The sequence below is a fragment of the Zobellia nedashkovskayae genome (genome assembly GCF_015330125.1).
In the GTDB taxonomy this organism is placed as follows: Bacteria; Bacteroidota; Bacteroidia; order Flavobacteriales; family Flavobacteriaceae; genus Zobellia; species Zobellia nedashkovskayae.
Window position 1 is genome coordinate 4,295,534 of the sequence record NZ_JADDXR010000002.1, and the last position, 21,075, is coordinate 4,316,608.

Here is a 21,075-nt window from a genome sequence, read left to right on the forward strand (position 1 = left end):
AACCTTGAACGAGCAGTTCAATTTTAAAAATGATGATTACGATTCAACTCTAGGTATTAAAAAAAAAGTTGCACCAAAAAAAGGGCATGAGTTCAAAAGAAAAAAGCTATACTATTTTCAGATAGTGAAGCCCTTAATTTTTTAATTGATGATGCCTTTATTAAGCAAGTTGAAAAGAATAAAACTAATTTATTGAGTAATTAATTCGGCTCCTTTTCTGACCTCTTTCTCCCAAAGTAAAAGTTTATTCTTCATCGTATTAAGTAAAGTTGAATTTTCTAAAGCCATATTATTTTTTTCAGAAAGGTCATTTATCAAATCATAAAGTTCATAATTAAAACCATTGTCTTCTTTTATCCGAATCATTTTCCACTTACCACTTCTCACAAAACTTAAGTTTCCATATGCAAAAAAAACATCCCTTTCAGGCAGGTCAGATTCATTTATAAGGTTGTTTTTGATACTAATACCATCTATGTAATCCGCAGTTGGTTCTTTTTGAATTAAATCAAGTACGGTGGGAAGTAAATCCATTGTAAGAACCGTTTGATCATTAACAATACCCGCTTTTATATGACCTGGATAACTAATAATTGCAGGAACTCTACTACCACCTTCATAAACTTCATTTTTAAATCCCCTTAATACACCATTGCTACCATATTCATTAGCTCCATTGTCAGACAAAAAAATTACGACTGTATTATCATACTCTCCAATTTCTTTTAAGGCCTTGATTATTTCACCCACTCCCTCATCCATAACCTCTACCATCTCTCTATAAATGCTTTGGATACTATCTTGAACCGCTAGAGTACCAGCCTTACCAACTTCTCTCAATACTCTGTCTATGCGCCTTTGATAGGGTCTGTGAGGAGATTCGTGTGGTAGATATAAGAAAAAGGGTTTATTTGTTTTCTTAGGATTATTTTCTTTTAAAAACTTTAACCCGTATTGTGTTATTAAATCTGTAACATACCCATCTTCATTGTCCATTTTTGTTCCTTTCCACCAGTCTAAGTATCCTTCTTGGTCAATATGGCCGTGATAATCTATCCCTCCGCTAACAAACCCTGCATAATCATCAAACCCTTGATTCATAGGGTTATATTTTTTTGAATACCCTAAATGCCATTTTCCATAAATTCCGTTATTATAATTATATTTTTTTAATTCTTCTGCAATGGTAATCTCTTTTAGACCTAGGCCTACATCTCTATGTTTTTTGGAGGTAACAACTCCTTCTATTCCTGTCCGCTGTTGATACTTTCCTGTCATAAAAGCAGCTCTTGTTGGACTGCAAACAGGAGCGTTAGAGTGAAAATCAAGAAACCTCGTCCCCTCATTAGCTAATTGATCTATATGGGGAGTTTTTGTATGAGGGCTACCATAACAAGAAATATCTCCATACCCTAAATCGTCCGCCATTATAATTATAAAATTCGGGGTCTTTTCAATTTCCTTTTTTTTATCGGAGCATGATAAAAAGGATGTACTAATTAACAACAATACTATTATTTTTCTCATAATCAGTTATGTTTCTTGAACAAGTGATTTATTTTTTTGAAGTTTAAATGTTTGGCTGATGAAATGCTTTCTTTCTTATTCCCATTCATACGATTTACCAAGTGCGTATTTAGCAAACCATTCCAATTCCACATTTATCTTATACAAACGATGCTTTAATTCCATCCATCTATGAGCCTCTCTAGGAGCAATATATAGATGCGTAGGTACATTATTACTTTTCAATGCTCTAAATAACTCTACAGACTGAGGCATAGGAACAACAGGATCATTTTCACCAACTATAACAAGTGTTGGTGTTTCAACATTACTTATATCCTTTAATGGAGAACTGTTCCAATAAGCCTCAATAGGTGCATTTTTTTGCCATGGAGAACCACCAAACCACTCGTTTCGATTATTTCTAACATTACTTTGAGAATACATACTTATCCAATTGACAGCACCTGCTCCTGAAGATGCCGCCTTAAACCGGTTCGTATAAGTAATCAATTTATTGGTCATGTGTCCGCCGGCACTCCAACCCATTTTTATCATTTTATCTGCGTCCGCAATACCTTTGTCAATAAGCAAATTAACTCCTGCCATTACATCTAGGTGAGATTCATTAAAATACCCACCTACCATACCTCGTAAGAATTCATCGCCATAACCAGTACTACCTCTATAGTTTGGTTGTAACACTACATAACCCAAGCCGGTAAGAACCGGTACATAAGTAGTATATCGTAATGACATTCCATATTTTTCAGAAGCTCTTGGACCACCATGTGTTTGGACAACTAGTGGGTATTTTGTATCACTATTATAATTATGTGGATAATATATTAATCCTTCTACAGAAACTCCATCAGACCCCGTCCATTTGATTACCTCCTGTTTTGGTAAATTGAATTTCACGCTTAAGGAATCATGATGATGAGTAATCTGATTAAACTTGCCCTTTTTAAAGGAATAAATATCACCTGGGTTTTCCATTGTTTTAATGGTTAAAAAATGCTCATCGTTACGCGGATTATAAGTCCATTGCCCTATTGAATGTTCACCTTCGGTAAGTTGAATTAACTTCTTAGTTGATGTTTGATATTCCCATAGCTGAGATTGTGACCCCATATTAGCAACAAGAAATATTCGTCGTCCGTCTGAGGACCATTCAGCTGCAGATACTTCGTAAGGAAAATCTTTTATTAGCAAATCAATATTTGAATTTGCAGAACAGTTCAATTGAAATAATTTATTATTGTAGTATTCTTCAAGTTTATCGTTTACAGGAGCTACAAAAAGAATGGTTTTATTGTTAGGAGAGATTCTAGCTCCCGTTTTAAAAAGTCTGTTATTTGCTATTTCTGAGATTTTATTATCCGTCAGTTGAATTGCATTACTTCCATCTTCATTCATCATCCAAATTTCACTGAGCAACGAGTAATCGGGAAGAGGATTAGGTGATTTATGCACAACAAGTTTTTTGCCGTCATTTGAAAAACTATAATGCAAAATTGAATAATCCCCGGAAGTAATTTTTTTCTTATTAGCTTCTAAATCTACTTGCCATAAGTGTTTTTGTTTATAGTTTTCTTCAAAAGGAAAAACATCATTCTTATCTATTTTTGAGTGCTGTTCAATGTCTGTCATAGAATCATTAGCAATAAAGAATATTTTTTTGCTATCCGTTGACCAACTCAGGTTTGCAACAGAAGTGCTATGTTTAGTAAGCTGCCTACTCTCCCCCCCATCTGATCTCATTAAATAAATTTGACTCCCCTTATCAGCATTTCTTTTAGATAAAAAAATAATCCATTTTCCATTTGGAGACCACAGGGGCTCACTGTCATTTCCTAGACCAAAGGTTAATTGCTTTGTTTGCTTACCATTACTATCTACTTGCCAAACGTGGTTTATTTGTTTGTTGGCTTTCCAATTACTTTCGGTTAGAATGTATAGTATGGATTTACCGTCCGGCGAAATTTGGATATTGGAGACACTAGGAATACTTAAAAAGTCTTTTATGGACATGTTCCTTTTCGCTTCCTGAGAGTAAATAGTCAATGTATTTAGAAAGACCATCCCTAGTAGGTAATATTTTATCATCTTGTTGATTTTAATTTGCTGTTGAATTGAATAGAAAATATTTCAATTCAAATTTGGGGCTTAAAAATTTTCTCAACTCCTCCTTTAAACAGTGTTTACACCAGACAAAATAATTATACAACCCTGCTCATAATATCTTATAGTTATATTAATTGCAGGGTTAATAATTATGATAGCTCTTCCTTAAGCCAAAGTCTCATGTATGGATCTCTTGAAGAGATATTTTCTGGCTCCAATAATATCTTATAATATTATAATGGATTTTGCTCAACTAAAGGATTAGCATCAATTTCGGATTTCGGAATCAAAAACACCCATCTCTTGTCACCCGCAGGAACAAAAGATACATTTCCAATAAACGATGCTTGATGCGTACCTGTATCTGCAAGACCAACTTCTCTTACCAAATCTTGATTTAAACGTTTTAAATCATAAAACCGAAATCCTTCCCCCCAAAGTTCTACTCTTCTTTGAACCATAATCTCATCAATTAATGCCTGTCCGGTATTTATTGATAAAGAATATTCTAAATCTCGGGTTGAAGCTAAATCAAACAATGCTTGTGCAGCTAATCCATCCGCTCCTCCTTTACGTGCATTCGCTTCTGCTATTATCAAATACATTTCCGCAGCTCTCATTAAAGGAATATCAATTCTACTATCTGCAATATCAGCAACAAGAAATTTCTGATTAGTGTAAGGATGTCGTGAGTGGTTATCGGTCAATTCAACATCAGGATGTAAACCTGTAGGGTCCCAAAGTGTTTTTCTTACGTCGCTATCCGCAATTTTATCGTATAAAACTTTTGTGATAGCTCTTGGATTCCCTCTAACAGCATTTCCATTGAAATTTCTTGAAACCCAAGCACCATAATCGGAAAAAGGAATTGCTTGATCTCCTGCTATTATTTGAGAAGCCCACATGAATTCTGGGTTACTCTCAGAATCACTTGTAAAACCTTCGGCATAAGTTGATTGATTCATTAATGCAAAACCTTCATGAGCCATCGTAGCATTGGTAATTGCCACATCCCAATTTCCTTGTGTAAGCGCAACTCTAGCTTTAATTCCTAGGGCGACCGATTGATTAATATGGGATTTGTTCAATCTTCCTTCTACCTCAAGTAATTTGATGGCAAGATCTAAGTCTGTATTTAATAAACTATAAACATTCTCCACAGTTTCTCTAGGTACCAACAACTCATCCGTATTTAGCTTATAGGGGACACCTAGTTGTTTATTATCAGCTTCCGAGTTATATCTTTCTGCAAACAACTGAACTAATTGGTAATGTGCAAATGCTCTATAAACAAGGGCTTGACCTTTAATATAATCTCTTTCATCCTGAGTACCTGTTGCTCCATCTATTCCATTAATAAGAATATTAGCATTGGCAACTAAGTGATAATAAAATTTCCATGCAAAATCGGAAAATAAATCAGTATCACTTGTAGAGGCAGTCCACTGGTATACGGTTGTCCATGTATTATTGCTTCCGGTGTCAACAAAATCATCTCCAGCTAAATCATTTATTATTAGTTGACTTCCAATTCCATTAAAAATTATGCGTGTGTAGAACTTATGATACATAGACCTATGTAAACCGTTCAAAAGAATCATCCCATTAGCCGTGGTTTCTACCGCAAGATCTGCCGAAACTTGATTAGTGGGTTCGGTTTCCAAAAACTCCTTATTACAAGAAGTAATCAATACACAGCAAACAAGTGCCAGGGTCAGTTTTATAATTATATTTTTCATCTTATTTTTTTATAACGTTATGTTTAATCCAATAGAAAATGACTTAGCTGGTACATATAAATTAGAAGTGTTCCCGCTGTAATCTTGTTGCTGGTTCAAACCTTTTCTTGCATTAAGATTAAATACATTCTCTGCATTGGCAAAGAACCTGATACTAGAAACCCCCATTTTTTGAATCAAGGCATCTGGAAGGTTATAAGACGCATTAATTTGTCTTAAGCTTAAGTAAGACGCATCAGTTAAGAACCTGTCGGATGTCTGTTGCCATTGAGTGTCCATAGTAGTGTCCGCTCTTGGAACATCTGTTATATCACCCGGTTGTTGCCATCTATTTATCACATCAGCATGTAAAGCTGATCCATAGGTATCAGTAGCCATTAGATTTCCATAATTAATATCCAGGTTATCCCCTCCTATTTGATAGGTAAATAAGAAGCCCAGATTAAAATTTTTATATCTTAGGTTAGAATTGATTGATCCATAGACATCAGGAAGCACAGAACCTGCGTACACTTCTTTTGCATTGTTAGCAAATGGCGTAACAGATACACCATCTATAATTCTAACATCACTAGCTGTTGGGTCATTGGCTACAAATAATCCTGAGCCATCTGAAGGGTCTACACCATACCAATCACGTAAATAGTAATCAAATAAACCCCTACCTACTTCCAGTCTTTTATTGTCATCTGTCAAAATGGCTTCTTGGCCTTCTGGTAACTTTGTAATTTTATTTTGAATTGTTGAGGCATTAATCGTAGTAGACCATCCGATGTCTTCCTTTTGTATAATATCATAGGTTAAAGACAATTCAATCCCCTTATTATATAACTCGCCAACATTTTGTAATTGACTATCATCATATACTATTCCTCCTGCGGATAAGGGCAGTGGTACTGCAAAAATTAAATCTTTAGAGAGCTTTTTATAATATTCGACAGATCCCCTCAATCGATTGAAAAAGCTGAATTCTATAGCAACATCTGTATGTACTGACTTTTCCCATTTCAAATCTGGTGAACCCAATGAAGTTGTAAGCACACCAGCTTCAGATTGATTATTGTAGCCTAGACCAAGGAGTGGAAGATAGGGATAGTAAACACCGTCCCCTAAATTAGCGTTCCCCAGTTCTCCTTGTGAAGCTCTAATTTTTAAATTATTAATCCAGCTCGCATTTGCCAAGAAATCTTCTCGATGAATACTCCATGAACCACCTATAGAATAAAATACACCCCACTTATTCCCATCGGCGAATTTGGAATTTCCATCCGTACGGATAGATCCGCTTAAAAAGTATTTGTAATCGTAGTTATAACCAAGCCTTCCAAAATAACTATCTTCTTTTACTTTATCAATGTAAGATGTTGTTCCATTTGGAGATACAAAATTTGCTAGTTCCTGATTACCCTGAAATATTTGTGTAGACATATTAGTATACAAATATGTCCTAGTAAAATCTTGAGTCTCATGACCCGCCAAAACATCAAACGAATGAATTGAATTTAAATCAAAATTATAAGTCAGTAATTGATTGAAAGCTGCAGTAGAAGTACGTATATAAGTTCTTGCAGCCTCTCCACTAGGGGCGGCATCCCCTATTTCTGCATTAAAATAGTCACTTGCATAAAAATCTTCAACCTCATAAGACATGTTGTTTGTAAAAGTCAACCCTTTTGCTAACTGTATTTTAGCAAACGTTTTACCATCAAGTCTATTTCTCTCTTCCAAATGGGTGTCGTTCTCTATTTCATATAATATATGCCTAGCACTACTAGCTCCCGGCCCTCTTATTAGATCCAAGGTTCTTTCTCCATTTTCATCCAAGATAAAATCGCCTGTAACGGGATTATGTTGATAAATAGGGTAAATTGACCCCATATTCCGGGTAAACCTGAATGGATTAATTGTGCTCCCTGAAACTGAGGTTTGGGCCTGATTTGCTTTTGAAAGTGACCCTGATAAATTTATACCCACATCTAACCAAGACGTTGCTTTATAACTTCCCTTTACTCTCCCTGTAATTCTATTAAAATCTGAATTAATTAAATACCCCTCTTCATCAAGATATCCTAAAGAGCCATATAAATCTCCTTTTTCTGATTTACTATTGAAACTCATGTCCGCAGTACGTCTTATTCCTGTTCGGGTAAGAGCGTCTACCCAGTCTAAATCATCAGGGTATAATAAACTTGCGTTAGGATTAATTTTCCCATCGGTGCCAACTATTTGGTCATTTGGCACGTTAAAAGGATTTTTGAGCAAATCATCATAAATACCAGCGGATGATGCTAAATTGGCCGCAGTTAATTCCGCATTACTAGCTATACCAGGTACGGCTATCGCATTTCGTCTTGCGTCCCAATATGCTTCATAGAAATCTGCCGGCCCTAATCTATCATATTCTTTGGATCCTCTATTAATTGTTGATGTAGACACGCTAACTTTAAGTTCTCCATCTTTGCTTTTCCCACTTTTTGTAGTAACCAGAACAACTCCATTAGCAGCCTTATTACCATACAAAGCTGTTGACCCTGCATCTTTTAAGATATTCACACTCTCAATATCAGAAGGATTCAAATTGCTTATGTCTCCATTAATGGGGATACCATCTACCACATATAAAACATCATTTGAAGAACCGTAAGACCCAAATCCTCTTACGCGAATACTTTGCCCTGAGCCCGGCTGCCCTGAAGGCGCTGCAACAATAACTCCTGGGGAAGAACCCTCAATAACAGTTGATATATTCGTAATGCTCCTTTTCTCAATATTTTCTGCGGCAATAGAAGACATTGACCCAGTTATTGCCTCTTTCCTTGAAGTTCCGTATGCAACAACTACCACTTCGTTTAACTCAGTTGAATTCTCTTTAAGAACAACATTTATATAACTCTCTGTAGTAACTGTTACAGTTTGCGACTCCATACCGAGATATGAAAATAATAGCACATCATCTTTGTTTGCTATAATTTGATAATTGCCATCAAAATCAGTTTGCACACCCGTTGTGGTTCCTTGTATAACAATTGACACACCTGCTAAAGGTTCGTCATGTTCATCTTTCACTGTTCCCGTTATGGTGTTTTGAAAATTTTTCCTCACTAAAGAACTAAGATCCGTACTTGGAGACTGCAACGAATTATTACGCTGTTTTTCCTGTTCCTCTAAGTATCTCAAAAATTCCTGACCGGAAGGGTCATTTTTAGGGAACAGAACAATCTGATTTTTGAAGATTTTAAAACTTATTGTAGTATTGGATAGGAGTTCCGTTAAGACAAGCTCTATACCTTTCTCATTAACGACTATAGTTGTCCTTTCCGATACGTCTACGATACTACTATTATAAAAGAAATGATAACCGCTAGTAGCTTCTATTTTATCAAGAATGCTCTTGAGTTCTGTATTCTTTTCTTTTAAAGTAATTGTCTGTGCATTAACATTAGTAGCAAATAGCTTTGTGAGACTAATAAATGCAATTACGATGTAGATTTTCATAATTCTTAGAAATTGTTTTCTAAGCGAAAACCTTTTAAGTTCGCTTTTTTTCATAATTTTGAATTGGTTTGATATTGATCAATAATTAGATTGATTGATATAAATAAAGGGGATGCGACAACATCCTCTTTTTTATTTACTATTTCATTTTAAGTACTATTTCATTTTCTGATATTTTGAAATCAATTGGGGATGAAATTTTCAGTAATTCAAGTGACTCCTCTAAAGTCAAATTATCTAACGTTCCGGTATATTCATATTTTAATAATTTTACAGAGTTAATTGTTATTTTTTTGTTGTGTTTTCGTTCTAAATCAAGAGCAACTTGCTGTAATGGTGTATTATTGAAAACAAGCGTTCCTTTCTGCCATGCAACTACATCCTCAGAAATTACTTTTCTAACTTTTACTTTATTTTCTACTTTATGAAAAACAGCTTTTTCAGAAGGAGAGAGAACTATAGGGTTTTGTTTATCCCTCAAAAGTTCCACCTTTCCAGTTATGAGGGTTGTTTCCGTTTGTGTATCATTTGGGTATGACTTCACATTAAACGTAGTTCCCAATACTTTTACATCATAATGTTCTGTTTGGACTATAAAGGGATGTAAGGAGTCATGGACAATATCGAATATTGCTTCTCCATATAGCAAAATTCTCCTAGTTTCTCCCGTAAAACTCGCAGGATACTCAATACGGCTATCAATGTTTAAAACCACAGTACTCCCATCGGGCAGAACTACACTTTCCTTATTTACATTGGATGATTCAGCAATTTGAACTTTATCATTTAAAGATTGATTCTCTTTTTGCTCATAGCTTAAACTATCCTTTAAAAAGAAAAAACCCGTCGAAAGAAAAATTAGGCCAATTGCAGCGTAAGAAGCGTAATTAGACAAACGTCTTCGATTCCTTTTCTTTTTAAAAAGTTTATAAGCTGTTTTGGAATCAGTAGTTGAATTTTGGTTTAGAGATTTGGCTACGTATTCAGCCTTTAGAACATTAAACTTTTTCTCGTGTTCATCACTCTCTTTTATCCAATTATAAACAATTTCTCTATCTGCAGGAGAAAGTTCATTGTTTAAGTATTTTTGCAGCGAATCGTCTTGCATCTAAATAGTGTCTTTATAATAAAGACGAAATAAATGAAGTTACCCCTTAGTCGATTATTGCTTTTTTTTTAAAATAAATGTAAATACTCTTGTAAATGAAAACGCATATGCTTTAAAGCCTTGCCCATATGGCTTTCTATGGTCTTTGTAGATATTTGAAGTTTTTCTGATATTTCTTTATGGTTTAAACCTTCCACCCTACTTTTTACAAAAACATTTTTACACCTCGGTGGTAGTAAATCTATGGCTTGTACAATCTGCTCAGTCAATTCTTTTGCTATTATACTTGTTGCCACATCATCAGAAAGGGCATTATAGTTTATTCTATCCTCTATTTGTTGAGTAGGACCGTGTAAACTTAGCTGTCTCTTTTTTTTTCTTAAATGGTCGAGACATCCATTTTTAACCATTATAAAAAGGTAATCGTTAATTTTATTAGGTTGCAGATTTAAGTCTCTTCTTTTTTGCCATAATTTTATAAAAGCTTCTTGAACTATTTCTTCCGCTTCTTCTTTTTTAATGACATAGTTATTTGCAATATGTAATAGTTTAGAATGATAAAGGTTGAATATAAATTCGAACTCCGCATCGCTATTAATATTCAAACTGTGGGTAGATAATTCACTCTTAATAGTTTTATAATCTCGGGGCATCAACAGTGGTTTATATTCTAAACTTAACCAAAAAATAATATTGGATATAGTATATCCCTAAGAATAACAGAAAACCCTTTTTCCGCATATCTATATTATACATATAACATTTTCTTATTACTTAATATCGCAATTTAATAAGCCGTTGAATCTTTGTTAGCAACAGTAAATACAGGATTTTCTTACTAAAATTTCATTTAAACATTAAAAAATAAAATTACAACAACCAGAGATTATCCTTCCATTCTATAAAATAAATCAAATTCAAATAAGCATAATTACTGCCTTAGAAAAAGTATTAAACCCGAGGCACATCTAATATTTTTATTGAGCTACAAAAAAGAGTTTAGTTCTAATAATGCGATTCTACTTCTGCACGTAAAATTATAAATCAAATGACATTAAACTTTAGACAAGAACTCGGCTCGAAAATTTTAAGAGAGCTTGAATAGGTGTTGATAGGGTTATATAGTTGCACCCTGCCAGCACCCTATTTTTAGTTCCACAGGAATAATACCTAATATTTCATTAATTTGTGTAAATCAAACCCAAAAACTTAGGGTGTATTATTGGTTAACCCATAATACACCCTAATATAATCTATACTAAAATTAAGTCTTCTTAATTGAAAGAGCCCTAGCTACACTGACGGTTCAGTGGCCACAGTAGACTCTAAAACAGATTCTATAGTATCGGATATATTCTCCAGAAGATCATACCCCGTTAAGTTCTCTATATTATCTACCGTAGTTTTAAATTGTGTCCAATCCGTATTTATATCTTGGTCATTAGGAACAAGTACTGCTATTACCCTTGTGGATGCAGTCACACGTTGAATATCATTAATCCCATTAGGCAAAATTAACGCTACTTTCCAGAAAGAATCCGGCACGTTTATTTCTCCATTTGATATGGTATTTGCAGACCCATTACTTCCCGTTCCACCAGTGCCAACAACCCCAGAAATGATATGTACTTCATTACCTTCCAAAGTAAGTGAACGCAAATAACTTTCCAGATTGGCCCATGACCTACGGTTATTGTCCGGGGCCTGTGGTGCTATATTGGTCATATAATAGGTGTTCTCATTTGAGTCCTCGCTACCATTACGGTCTGCCGAAGGGCATAAATGGCCCCTATCAAATCCTGAATTGGTATAATCACTAGTAGTTGCTCTAAAGAAAGTACTCGGCAGAGTTGTATCCGATTTGAAACAGTTACATCTTGAAGTTGTACCCGTCCATGCTGTGCTTAAATGCCAGCTAACCCAGTTGGCCGTTCCGTTACTGTTATTATATGATAGGCTAAAATCTGGTTTAGAAAGGAAATAATTATCAGGAGATGAAGCTGCATCAGAGGGATTTCCGAAAGTAAGATTACTATCCATAGATGGACTATCCCCTCCACCTGATGTATCTACATCAATTTCAATATTATCTATATTAATCCTATTAGACCCTCCAGAAATTTTATAAATACCATACCGAACACTTTGGGTATCATTCACTTCAAATGTAACCGTATTCAATGTCGTTGAATTTGTGGTTATCGTGTCACCAACAAAATACCAGGTTACACCATCATCGTACGATGATATCAATCTCCAATTAGATGTTCCATTACTACCATAGGCAGCATGGCGGACAAGAATACTGCTAGCTCCATTATCCATATTGAAACTCATGGTTAATGAGCCGCTATTTCTAATTCTAACGGACTTAGATCCAAACTTTCGGTCATTCGTTAAAGAACCTAAAAGGGCATCATCAAGATACCAGTCTCCTGAAGGGGATAAACTTACACTACCTCCGGCATAACTTCCTTTTGAACCAGACTCAAAAGTTTCAGTAAACCCAACATCTTTTGCTGTGAAGCTTTGAGATTTATGTTTATGTGGACCTTGATTATCATAGTAATAGGTGGGAACATCCAGTTCTCCATTTATTGTGATCCCTTCTAATGGAGTTCCTTCTATTGGAATTTCCTCATAAATAGAATTATCCGGATGATATTCATCCTTGGAACAACCAATTAAAAAAAAAGATACGAGAGCAAAAAGAGAAACGTAATTCGGGGCGAAATACTTCATAGGGCTAGTTACTTTTATAGTTTACATTAGATTAAAATGTAAATATAATGTAATACTTTACCTACTTTAAATGTAATGTGTAGAATGCTAAGATATTAACATAAAAAGTAAAAAATTAGATTCTAGTTGAACCATACTATCTCCACACACTATAAACATACCCATTAGAACATTTTGAAAATACATTGTTACTCCACAAAAGAATCTAATTGATCATTGTGCAGGGGAACATGCTTCTGAACAATATATGGGGTTACCGCTTTCAATGTTTTTCCGCTAACGGGATGTAAACCTGGAGCCGAGAAAAACTCATATACTTTGTCTTCATTTCTAAAATACCAAACCAATGGTTCGCCTTTGTCATTGAAAAAATCATAGGCCAAATAAACCTGAATCTTTTTTAAATTTTTGAATTCACTTTCTACGTACGGAATCACCTCCGTACCATATTTTGAGTATGGCCCTTTATCACAGGCAACCTTAACGTAGGTTGAATCTGCCCATGTCATACAATTAGCAGAGATAATAGTTTCGGAATCTTTGATTTCAGGTTTCCTATCTAGCATTAGAAAAATTATGGCTAAACCAATACCTAAGATAATCAACAACCCTACTAACCACTTTTTGTTTGGCTTCTTTTTAATTGGAGTAGGTACAACAACAGCATCAATACTTCTTTCCTCAGAAGATTTTAAAAATTCTGCATAATTCGCAAACCCTAAATATTGACATAAGGGCTCTATGAGTTTAGGTTTTAAGTCATCCTGAGGGCCAACTTCTCCTTTATGGATTTTGGTATAATAGTCTCGCAGGGTACGCTCACTAATAGTATAGTTATAATCGTCCTGTAGGACATCGGAAAGGTGTTGAGCCAAATGCGTTTTTTTATTTGACCCTATTTCCTTTTCCGCTTTTTTAAAAGCAAGGTTTAAAATTTCTAGTGACATAAAGTTGGTTGGTTTGGTGTCTTAAAACTACTGATTATAGAAATTTAATGGAACTTATTTTCCGGAATTTCTTTTCCATCGTTTCTCCATAGATTAAAATCGCTTCTCATTTACTTTGTCTTCGAGATGATTGCCGCTATGCATTGCTACCATAGCGTTTCTAGAAAAATCATTTCATAAGGAAGTCCCAGAATACAGTCGGCAAAAGACCGATTGAGAAGTAGGTTTCTAGCCACTGTATTCGGATTTCCACTTCTCAAAACCGGGAGACGTCCCTTCATTTTTTACGCGATGTATTCATCGCAAAAATAACTGAGTATAAACTCGGACGGCCACCGGCATGTCCAGAAAATTCAATAAGATGAAGCGAATATTTTTAGCCATAACAGTCATAGTTTTTAATACATTTCTATTTTCCTGCGAAGACCAAACCACCTCGGAAACAGATAATTTATATCATACTCAAGCTACTGAAGGTGACGACGGAAATCCACCAACAACACCTCCACGTGGATAGATACACTTTTAAAATATTTGGGCTGTACTTTAAAAGTACAGCCCTTTTATCTTTTTATTCTATTTCAAATTCTAATACAACGGGTAGATGGTCCGATAGTTGACGAGCAGCCCATACGTTTTCGCAAAACCTAACAAAGTCAATAACCCGGCCTTCCAATTTCTTTACCATTTTGGAATAAAAAATATTATCAATAGCATGGTTTAGGTATCCGCTACTTTTACATGCATTTTTTAAAGTTGTTTTCGCATTTACGACACTAGCTTGAAATCCGGCTTGCTTGATTGGGGCGAAAACCGAATCTTTCTCATTTACATTAAAATCCCCTGCTAAAATTACGGGGTTATCTATTTCTAAGCCTATAAGATAATCGGTTATTGCGGTAATCTCCGCTTCAGGGTTTTTATCGTGTGGCCTAGAATGAAAATTAAGAACAGTCAATTTTTGACCTTTAATAAAAAAATCAAGAAAGAATGGTTCTCGATCTACTAGTGAATCTAGTTCAGTTATTAGCTCTCCCCTATTTTTAATTTTAATATTCTTAGTCTTCCAAATAAAGGCATAACGTTCGGTAACATATTTAGAACTATGGGTAGGATTGCTAATCACATAATCCCATTTAGCGCCTTTTCTATTCAGATTATCCGCAAGTTTTGCCACCGCTTGGGCACCACCATAACCGGATACCACTTCTTGTATGGCTACAATATCGGCATCGCGCAGTATATCTGCCATTTTATCTAATTCTTCACTGTTTTTTGTTCTTCCAAAGTCTCTTATGTTCCAAGATATAAGGCTTATTTGTTCTTGTGAAAATCCAATAAAACTGAAAAAGATAAGTAGATAAAGAAGCGGTTTTTTGATCATGGTGTATTTATTACAGAACGAAATTAACACAAATAGATTTTGTTGGTTACGGATATCTGTAAAGTATGTCTGGAGAATTGTAATAGGTTTGAATTGTACTAAGCCAAATAGATTTAAACCAATGAAATATATTTTTGTAAAAAACCCATACAGCTATATAGCCATAACATGTGCACTGGTTTTGATAATAGCAATATTCTCAATAGAGAGCTCCTATTATAGATTTTTGAGAGTATTGGTATTCACTGGTGCATTGGTTATTGGCAGCCAATTTACCAAAGATCCTTTCAGGCTGCTTTCATTTGTTCTTATAGCTTATCTATTCAATCCTATATTTCCTATTTACCTATATCAAAAATTGATATGGATGCCTCTGGATGTTATCACTGCCCTACTCTTTTTGGCTAATACATTCAAAACAAAAAGCACCAAACCTTTTATTCCCTATGCGAGAAAAAAAACTACCAAATCGTATGGAAGGGATAGAAAATTTTAATTAAACCAAACAATTAAACATGGAAAACCAAACCATCTCAGAAGAGATCAAAAGCCATTTTCTAAGACTTTACCAAATTGCCCTAGCAGACGAGGAATTTAGTCCATTAGAAATGCGGCTACTCTATCAATTTGCAAACGAAAGAAAAATCTCTAAGGAACAATTAGATGAAATATTAACTGCACATTCTGGCCCTATTACCATACCGGAGACTTTAGAAAAGAGAATAGAGTATTTATATGATTTTGCATTGATGATTTGGGCCGATGAAAAGGTTACAGATGACGAATACAATGCCTTAAAAAAGTATTGTAGAAAGTTTGAGTTTATGGAAGACAAAATTGTTCCTCTCACAGAATACTTGATTGAGAGTGCAAAAGAAGGTAAAAGCAAAGAATCAATTCTATTAGAACTAAACAATTAGCCCATGGGACTTTTAAAAAGTATTGCTCAAATAAAACCTACCAAAAATATAGAGGTAAATGATAATTCACCAACTTTTGAGGAACAAAGAAAAACATATCATGAAGATGGGCATGCTACTTCACGGTCTTGCCAAGGTCGTTCTGAAAATTTACAAGCTAGTCTAGATGCTATCTATTTTAAGTTCGAAAATAAGTGTAAAAAAGAAGAGATTGAGCAAATTAAACTAAAACAACCCTACGTTACCGAACTTAAGGGAAAGAAAACCCTCTCGCTAACCAAAGACGAAGAACTCCAACGTGAAAAAGAACGTATTGAGGAAAAAGAAAATAAAATTGAAAAACTAAGGTCGGATATTGTTCATGTAAGAAGAAGTCCTCAAGATTTTGGCATACCTGTAGATAGAAGGTCTACCTCAAAATTTTGGATAGGATCCATTCTTTTGACATTTTTAACCGTTTACATCTTCATATTTTATATCTCCACATCATTTTCCGCTTTTTTTAGAACTTTTGACCCGTCTACGGAACTATTCGGGGGAATGTTTTATCCAAAAGCCTTACAGGAAGCTTATGATGCGGGTGCATTAGAATTGGGATTTATTCTCTTTATACCCTTTGTGTTTTTTGGATTAGGGTATCTCATTCATATTTTCATGTACAAACATAGTATTGGAAACATTTTCAAAGTAATTCTATTATTTATAACCACATTTATTTTTGATGCACTCCTAGCTTATTTAATTGATGAAAAATTATACAACCTAAACAAAACATTTGAAGACCCGGATTTTTCTATTGCCGTAGCTTTCTCAAGCCCTAGTTTTTGGGTAATCATCTTTGCAGGTTTTGTCTCTTATATTATTTGGGGACTTGTTTTTGACATCGTTATGAAAGAGCATGCGGATAAGGATAAAATTGAAAATTATATTTCCTCTTTGGAAAGTGAAATAAAGAATTTACTTCAAATTATAGATAAGCAAAACGATACGATTCTATCACTGGAAAAAGTTATTAGTGAAAATAAAATTCGCTGTTCAGAATTAGAGGATATTATTGATGGATTTATTCTTCCCATTAGAAATTACAAAGCTTTGTCTTCCGAATATCTTCAAGGTTGGCAGGAGTGTATTACCTCAGAAATTGTTTTAGGACCTGAACAGACCAGAGATTATTTAAATGAGTGTAGAAAGGTTTACGATACTCATATTACAAAACTAGATTTAGACACAGATGACTACCAAAACAAAGTGTACACCAAAACCTTATAAGATGAAAAGCTCAAACCAATTCATATTACTCTTTACATTTTTAGTCATTCTATCTTCTTGTAAATCAGACAAAAAAGAAATGATTAAAGAGGTTGCGATAGCTAAATCCGAGATCAAAGGAGATTGCCCCAAATATATACTTGACAACAAAAAAAACAACTTAAATATTAGCGTGTTTTTAGATTTATCCGATAGAATTACCCAACCTAAAACCATTCAAAAAGACACGGAATATTTAAAAAGTATTTCAAAAGCATTTACAAATCATGTAAAGACTAAAAAGCTAATACTCCTACAAGATCAAATTCAGCTTTACTTTAATCCTGAACCTACGAACAATACCATAAATAGTGTTGCGGAAAAACTTCATATAGAGTTCGATAAAAATTCGCCAAAAGCTAAAATTACTGAAACAGAAGAATTATATGCTGGCCAACCTGCCGAAATATATAATCTTGCCTTAGCAGATGCTGAAAACCCCAAAGATTTTGCGGGATCGGATATATGGCGATTTTTTAAAGACAATGTTAAAGATTACACCATTAGCAATTGTCATAGAAATATTCTGGTGATTCTCACAGATGGCTATATGTATCATGAAAACAGCCAAATGAACGAGGGTAATTTAAGCTCATACTTAACACCTAAATCATTAAGTAGACTTCCTCTCTCTAAGTCTAATTGGGATGAAACTCTTACAGAAAAAGAATATGGTTTTATTAAGGCAAATGAAAATCTTGAAGACTTAGAAGTTTTGGTAATAGGTGTTGAAAGTTTAAATCCAAAAAACCCGTATGCTATAGATGTTATGCGTGCATATTGGACCAATTGGTTCAATGAAATGGGCATTCAAAAATTTAAAATTCAAAATGCGGATCTAGCTTCTAGTGTTGATAAAGTAATTTATGATTTTATAAACTTATGAAAAACAGTATCTTATTCATTATAATATTATTCTCTCTAACAAGCCTCTATGCTCAATCTACCTGCGACGAAATGTTAGATATGGTTGAAAGTCAAGGTTATGGATCCTCTTACTATAGCTATAGCAGTGATGCTATTTCTGAGGTTACATTCTATCAAATTTCAGACAATAGTTACAATGACTATTACTTTGCAGTGGTTAGGTTTACAAGTTCTTACACGGATTATATCTATCAAGTAGGCTCAAATACGGAGTATAATTATTCAACGAATTATATGACCAGTGCAGGCGAAGCTTTTTGGGACTATATACAACCCTATAACGAAAACCTAAATTGTGCTCCTGATTTTTAATGAACTAGTTTTATGAAATATAAATAAACAGTGTGACTGAAAAATGAAAAAAGAAAACATCCAAGCACTAGGTAACCTACTGGCGAATTACCACTCAGACCTTACTTATATACGAAACTTTCAGAAGTATAAAAGCAATAATAAAACCTCTTCTGAGTATGTGAAAAATTCAAAAGGAAACTTTAAAGCTTTCATTAACGAATTTCGTGTCGCTAGAAATGTAAATAAAGGCAAAACCGATATATTGCTTAGTCTAACAACGGAATGGGTTAAACAAAAACAGGGAGACCATGTAGATGAATTTGCGCAACATCTTAAAAATAACGGAATAACACATGGTAAAGTTATGACCTCATTAGCTTCAAAAATTCTATTTCTAAATAATCCTTGGTCTATTTTACCTTTAGATAATTTAGCAAAAAAAGCAGTTGGCCTTAGAGGAAATAGTTATACAGACTACCTGCCTTTGATTGACATATTTATTACCAATAATAAAAATGAAATAAATACAATGCTATCATCAGTCGATGAACATTTGGCTATAATAGAAAAAGAATTTCAAGGTGAGATTGAAAACTTAGAACTAATTAGACATAATAGGTTTGTAGACAAAATTCTTTGGACACAGGGCCGCAGCCTATTAAGCATAGCTAAACCTCTAAAATAGAAATACAAAACAACAACATCAAACCTTAAAGTTTTCATGTAAGATTTTTCTATTAGTACCGTAATTTCAAAAAGGTTTTTTAAATTGGTGGTTCCAACAATAGGACTCCCCCCTAACAATAATTGATCACATCTTTTTATGGCCAAAGCAGATATTGATTTTGAAAAAGAATTATGGGATGCCGCGAACGAATTACGAGGCGCCGTTTCCGAAAATAATTACAAAAATTACATTTTACCTTTGGTGTTTTTAAAGCACCTTAGTGAGCGGTTCGAGATTGTTCAAGAAGAACTTACCCATGTTCTAAATGACCCCGCCTCAGAATACTATACCGCAGATAAAGCAGAGAAAGATTATGTACTCTCAGATGCTGATGAATATAGGTCTCGCAATACTTTTGTAATACCTCACGAAGCTTCATGGCAATATTTTAAGGATAATGCGGAACAAGACAATATCAAAGTTATTATTGATGATGCTTTTGATGTCATTCAAGAATTGTTATCAGCCTATAACCCGCAACTAAATAACCTATTACCTAGAATATTTGTTAAGAGCGAATTATCTGCGAAGCAAACTGGTGGTATAATTAACCTATTATCTCACCCTAAGTTCTCTGAAAAAGAAAATCCTGAAAGTGATATACTTGGTCGTATTTATGAATACTACATTGGTCGTTTTGCTATGGCAGAGGGTTCTGGTGCCGGTCAATTCTTTACACCAGGTAGTATTGTGCGCCTGTTAGTAGAACTTCTAGAACCCTACAAAGGTAGAATATTTGACCCTGCCTGTGGTAGTGGCGGTATGTTTGTACAGAGCTTAAAGTTTATAAAAGAACACGGCGGTAATAAAAGTGATATTTCTATCTACGGACAAGAAATGACCTCGCAAACGCTGCGCTTGTGTTTAATGAATCTTTTATTACGAGACTTATCTTTTGATATCAAACTAGGCAACTCTTTGCTAGATGATAAATTCCCTAACCTAAAGGCAGATTATGTCATTGCCAACCCACCTTTCAATGTTAGTAATTGGCACCCTGAAGATCTTTCTGAAAAAGACCCTAGACTTTTTGGACCAAGAGAAGAATTCACCACAGATGGTAGTGCCAACTATATGTGGATGCAAACCTTTTGGAATCATTTAAGTGATACTGGTACCGCAGGTATTGTAATGGCAAACGGAGCCATGACCTCTAATACAAAAGGAGAAAAGAATGTGCGCCAGTATATGGTTGATGAAGGCATGATCGATTGTATTGTTCGTATGCCAGATAAACTCTTTTTAACAACCGGTATACCTGCCTGTTTGTTTATTCTAAGTAAAAACCGGGATGGTAAAGATGGCGAGCACCGCGAGCGGATGAAAGAAGTTTTATTCATTGATGCTGCTAAAATGGGTACGATGGCAAGCCGAAAATTAAGAATTTTCGAAGATGCCGATATTGACAAAATAGCGGATACTTATCATGATTGGAGAACTGTTGGTAAAACTTACGAAGACGTTGACGGCTTTTGCAAAGCTGCCACTTTAGAAGAGGTACAAAAACAAGATTATAAGCTCACCCCCGGTATATACGTAGGCACGGAAGCGGAAGAAGATGATGGTATTCCATTTGAAGAAAAAATGGAGACTTTAAAAGCTACTTTGTTTGAACAGTTTGAGAATGGTGAGGAGTTGAAACAACAAATATTAAAGAATTTCAGTAAAATATAAGCATAATGGACTTTATTTCTAAGCTAAATAGTTTTAAGGAACTAACTCTAGAATTCATTCTTAAAAGGGGAAGGTCAACAGCTAATATCTCTCCAATAAAACCAGGTATACTATTTATTTCTATAATCTTATTTCATGTATTTTATTTAAAAATTGTAGAGTCTGTCAATGAAAATT

Annotated in this window: 18 protein-coding genes; 8 read left to right on the top strand and 10 right to left on the bottom strand. The window is 34.5% G+C overall.

Annotated features, from left to right (window positions below):
- Positions 1-189: 189 nt before the first annotated feature.
- From IWB64_RS17700 to IWB64_RS20565, 9 genes are all read right to left on the bottom strand, one after another.
- On the bottom strand, positions 190-1,527 hold the full coding sequence (locus IWB64_RS17700; RefSeq protein WP_194535276.1) for a sulfatase-like hydrolase/transferase: 1,338 nt from the start codon (positions 1,525-1,527) through the stop codon (positions 190-192).
- 75 nt (positions 1,528-1,602) lie between these two features.
- Entirely contained in the window at positions 1,603-3,615 is a 2,013-nt protein-coding gene (locus IWB64_RS17705; protein ID WP_194535277.1) for a S9 family peptidase, read from the bottom strand.
- Positions 3,616-3,866: 251 nt separating this feature from the next.
- Positions 3,867-5,372: a RagB/SusD family nutrient uptake outer membrane protein gene (locus tag IWB64_RS17710; protein WP_194535278.1), complete on the bottom strand. Its 1,506-nt coding sequence runs from the start codon at positions 5,370-5,372 to the stop codon at positions 3,867-3,869.
- Positions 5,373-5,381: 9 nt separating this feature from the next.
- Positions 5,382-8,867 carry a SusC/RagA family TonB-linked outer membrane protein gene (locus IWB64_RS17715; protein ID WP_194535279.1) on the bottom strand — a complete coding sequence of 1,162 codons (3,486 nt, stop codon included), beginning with the start codon at positions 8,865-8,867 and terminating at the stop codon, positions 5,382-5,384.
- Between the two features lie 139 nt (positions 8,868-9,006).
- Complete coding sequence (locus IWB64_RS17720; protein WP_194535280.1) at positions 9,007-9,975, bottom strand: FecR family protein; 969 nt, start codon at positions 9,973-9,975, stop codon at positions 9,007-9,009.
- Positions 9,976-10,043: 68 nt separating this feature from the next.
- The gene (locus IWB64_RS17725; RefSeq protein ID WP_194535281.1) at positions 10,044-10,580 is read right to left on the bottom strand and encodes an RNA polymerase sigma-70 factor; all 537 of its coding nucleotides are present in this window, start codon (positions 10,578-10,580) and stop codon (positions 10,044-10,046) included.
- A gap of 688 nt (positions 10,581-11,268) precedes the next feature.
- Positions 11,269-12,717, bottom strand: coding sequence for a DNA/RNA non-specific endonuclease (locus IWB64_RS17730; RefSeq protein WP_194535282.1), 1,449 nt, complete (start codon positions 12,715-12,717; stop codon positions 11,269-11,271).
- Positions 12,718-12,905: 188 nt separating this feature from the next.
- On the bottom strand, positions 12,906-13,664 hold the full coding sequence (locus IWB64_RS17735; RefSeq protein ID WP_194535283.1) for a hypothetical protein: 759 nt from the start codon (positions 13,662-13,664) through the stop codon (positions 12,906-12,908).
- 146 nt (positions 13,665-13,810) lie between these two features.
- The gene (locus IWB64_RS20565; protein WP_262893346.1) at positions 13,811-13,945 is read right to left on the bottom strand and encodes a hypothetical protein; all 135 of its coding nucleotides are present in this window, start codon (positions 13,943-13,945) and stop codon (positions 13,811-13,813) included.
- A gap of 80 nt (positions 13,946-14,025) precedes the next feature.
- Between IWB64_RS20565 and IWB64_RS17740 the strand changes: the two genes are divergently transcribed.
- Complete coding sequence (locus IWB64_RS17740) at positions 14,026-14,181, top strand: hypothetical protein (protein ID WP_155596093.1); 156 nt, start codon at positions 14,026-14,028, stop codon at positions 14,179-14,181.
- Between the two features lie 54 nt (positions 14,182-14,235).
- On the opposite strand, the gene IWB64_RS17745 is transcribed toward IWB64_RS17740, so the two are convergent.
- Positions 14,236-15,048, bottom strand: coding sequence for an endonuclease/exonuclease/phosphatase family protein (locus IWB64_RS17745; RefSeq protein WP_194535284.1), 813 nt, complete (start codon positions 15,046-15,048; stop codon positions 14,236-14,238).
- Positions 15,049-15,169: 121 nt separating this feature from the next.
- Here IWB64_RS17745 and IWB64_RS17750 point away from each other — a divergent pair, with 121 nt between their 5' ends.
- From IWB64_RS17750 to IWB64_RS17780, 7 genes are all read left to right on the top strand, one after another.
- Positions 15,170-15,544 (top strand): DUF6804 family protein, encoded by a 375-nt coding sequence (locus IWB64_RS17750; protein ID WP_194535285.1) that lies wholly within the window; start codon positions 15,170-15,172, stop codon positions 15,542-15,544.
- Positions 15,545-15,563: 19 nt separating this feature from the next.
- Positions 15,564-15,968: a hypothetical protein gene (locus IWB64_RS17755; protein ID WP_194535286.1), complete on the top strand. Its 405-nt coding sequence runs from the start codon at positions 15,564-15,566 to the stop codon at positions 15,966-15,968.
- A 3-nt stretch (positions 15,969-15,971) separates the two neighbouring features.
- Positions 15,972-17,237, top strand: a complete 1,266-nt coding sequence (locus IWB64_RS17760) for an MFS transporter (protein ID WP_194535287.1) — start codon at positions 15,972-15,974, stop codon at positions 17,235-17,237.
- 1 nt (position 17,238) lies between these two features.
- On the top strand, positions 17,239-18,162 hold the full coding sequence (locus IWB64_RS17765; RefSeq protein WP_194535288.1) for an LLM class oxidoreductase: 924 nt from the start codon (positions 17,239-17,241) through the stop codon (positions 18,160-18,162).
- Positions 18,159-18,515, top strand: coding sequence for a hypothetical protein (locus IWB64_RS17770; RefSeq protein WP_194535289.1), 357 nt, complete (start codon positions 18,159-18,161; stop codon positions 18,513-18,515). Before IWB64_RS17765 ends, IWB64_RS17770 begins: the two co-directional genes overlap by 4 nt.
- Before the next feature lie 43 nt (positions 18,516-18,558).
- Positions 18,559-19,182, top strand: coding sequence for a hypothetical protein (locus tag IWB64_RS17775; RefSeq protein ID WP_194535290.1), 624 nt, complete (start codon positions 18,559-18,561; stop codon positions 19,180-19,182).
- Positions 19,183-19,320: 138 nt separating this feature from the next.
- The gene (locus IWB64_RS17780) at positions 19,321-20,898 is read left to right on the top strand and encodes a type I restriction-modification system subunit M (protein WP_194535291.1); all 1,578 of its coding nucleotides are present in this window, start codon (positions 19,321-19,323) and stop codon (positions 20,896-20,898) included.
- The last annotated feature ends 177 nt before the right edge of the window (positions 20,899-21,075 follow it).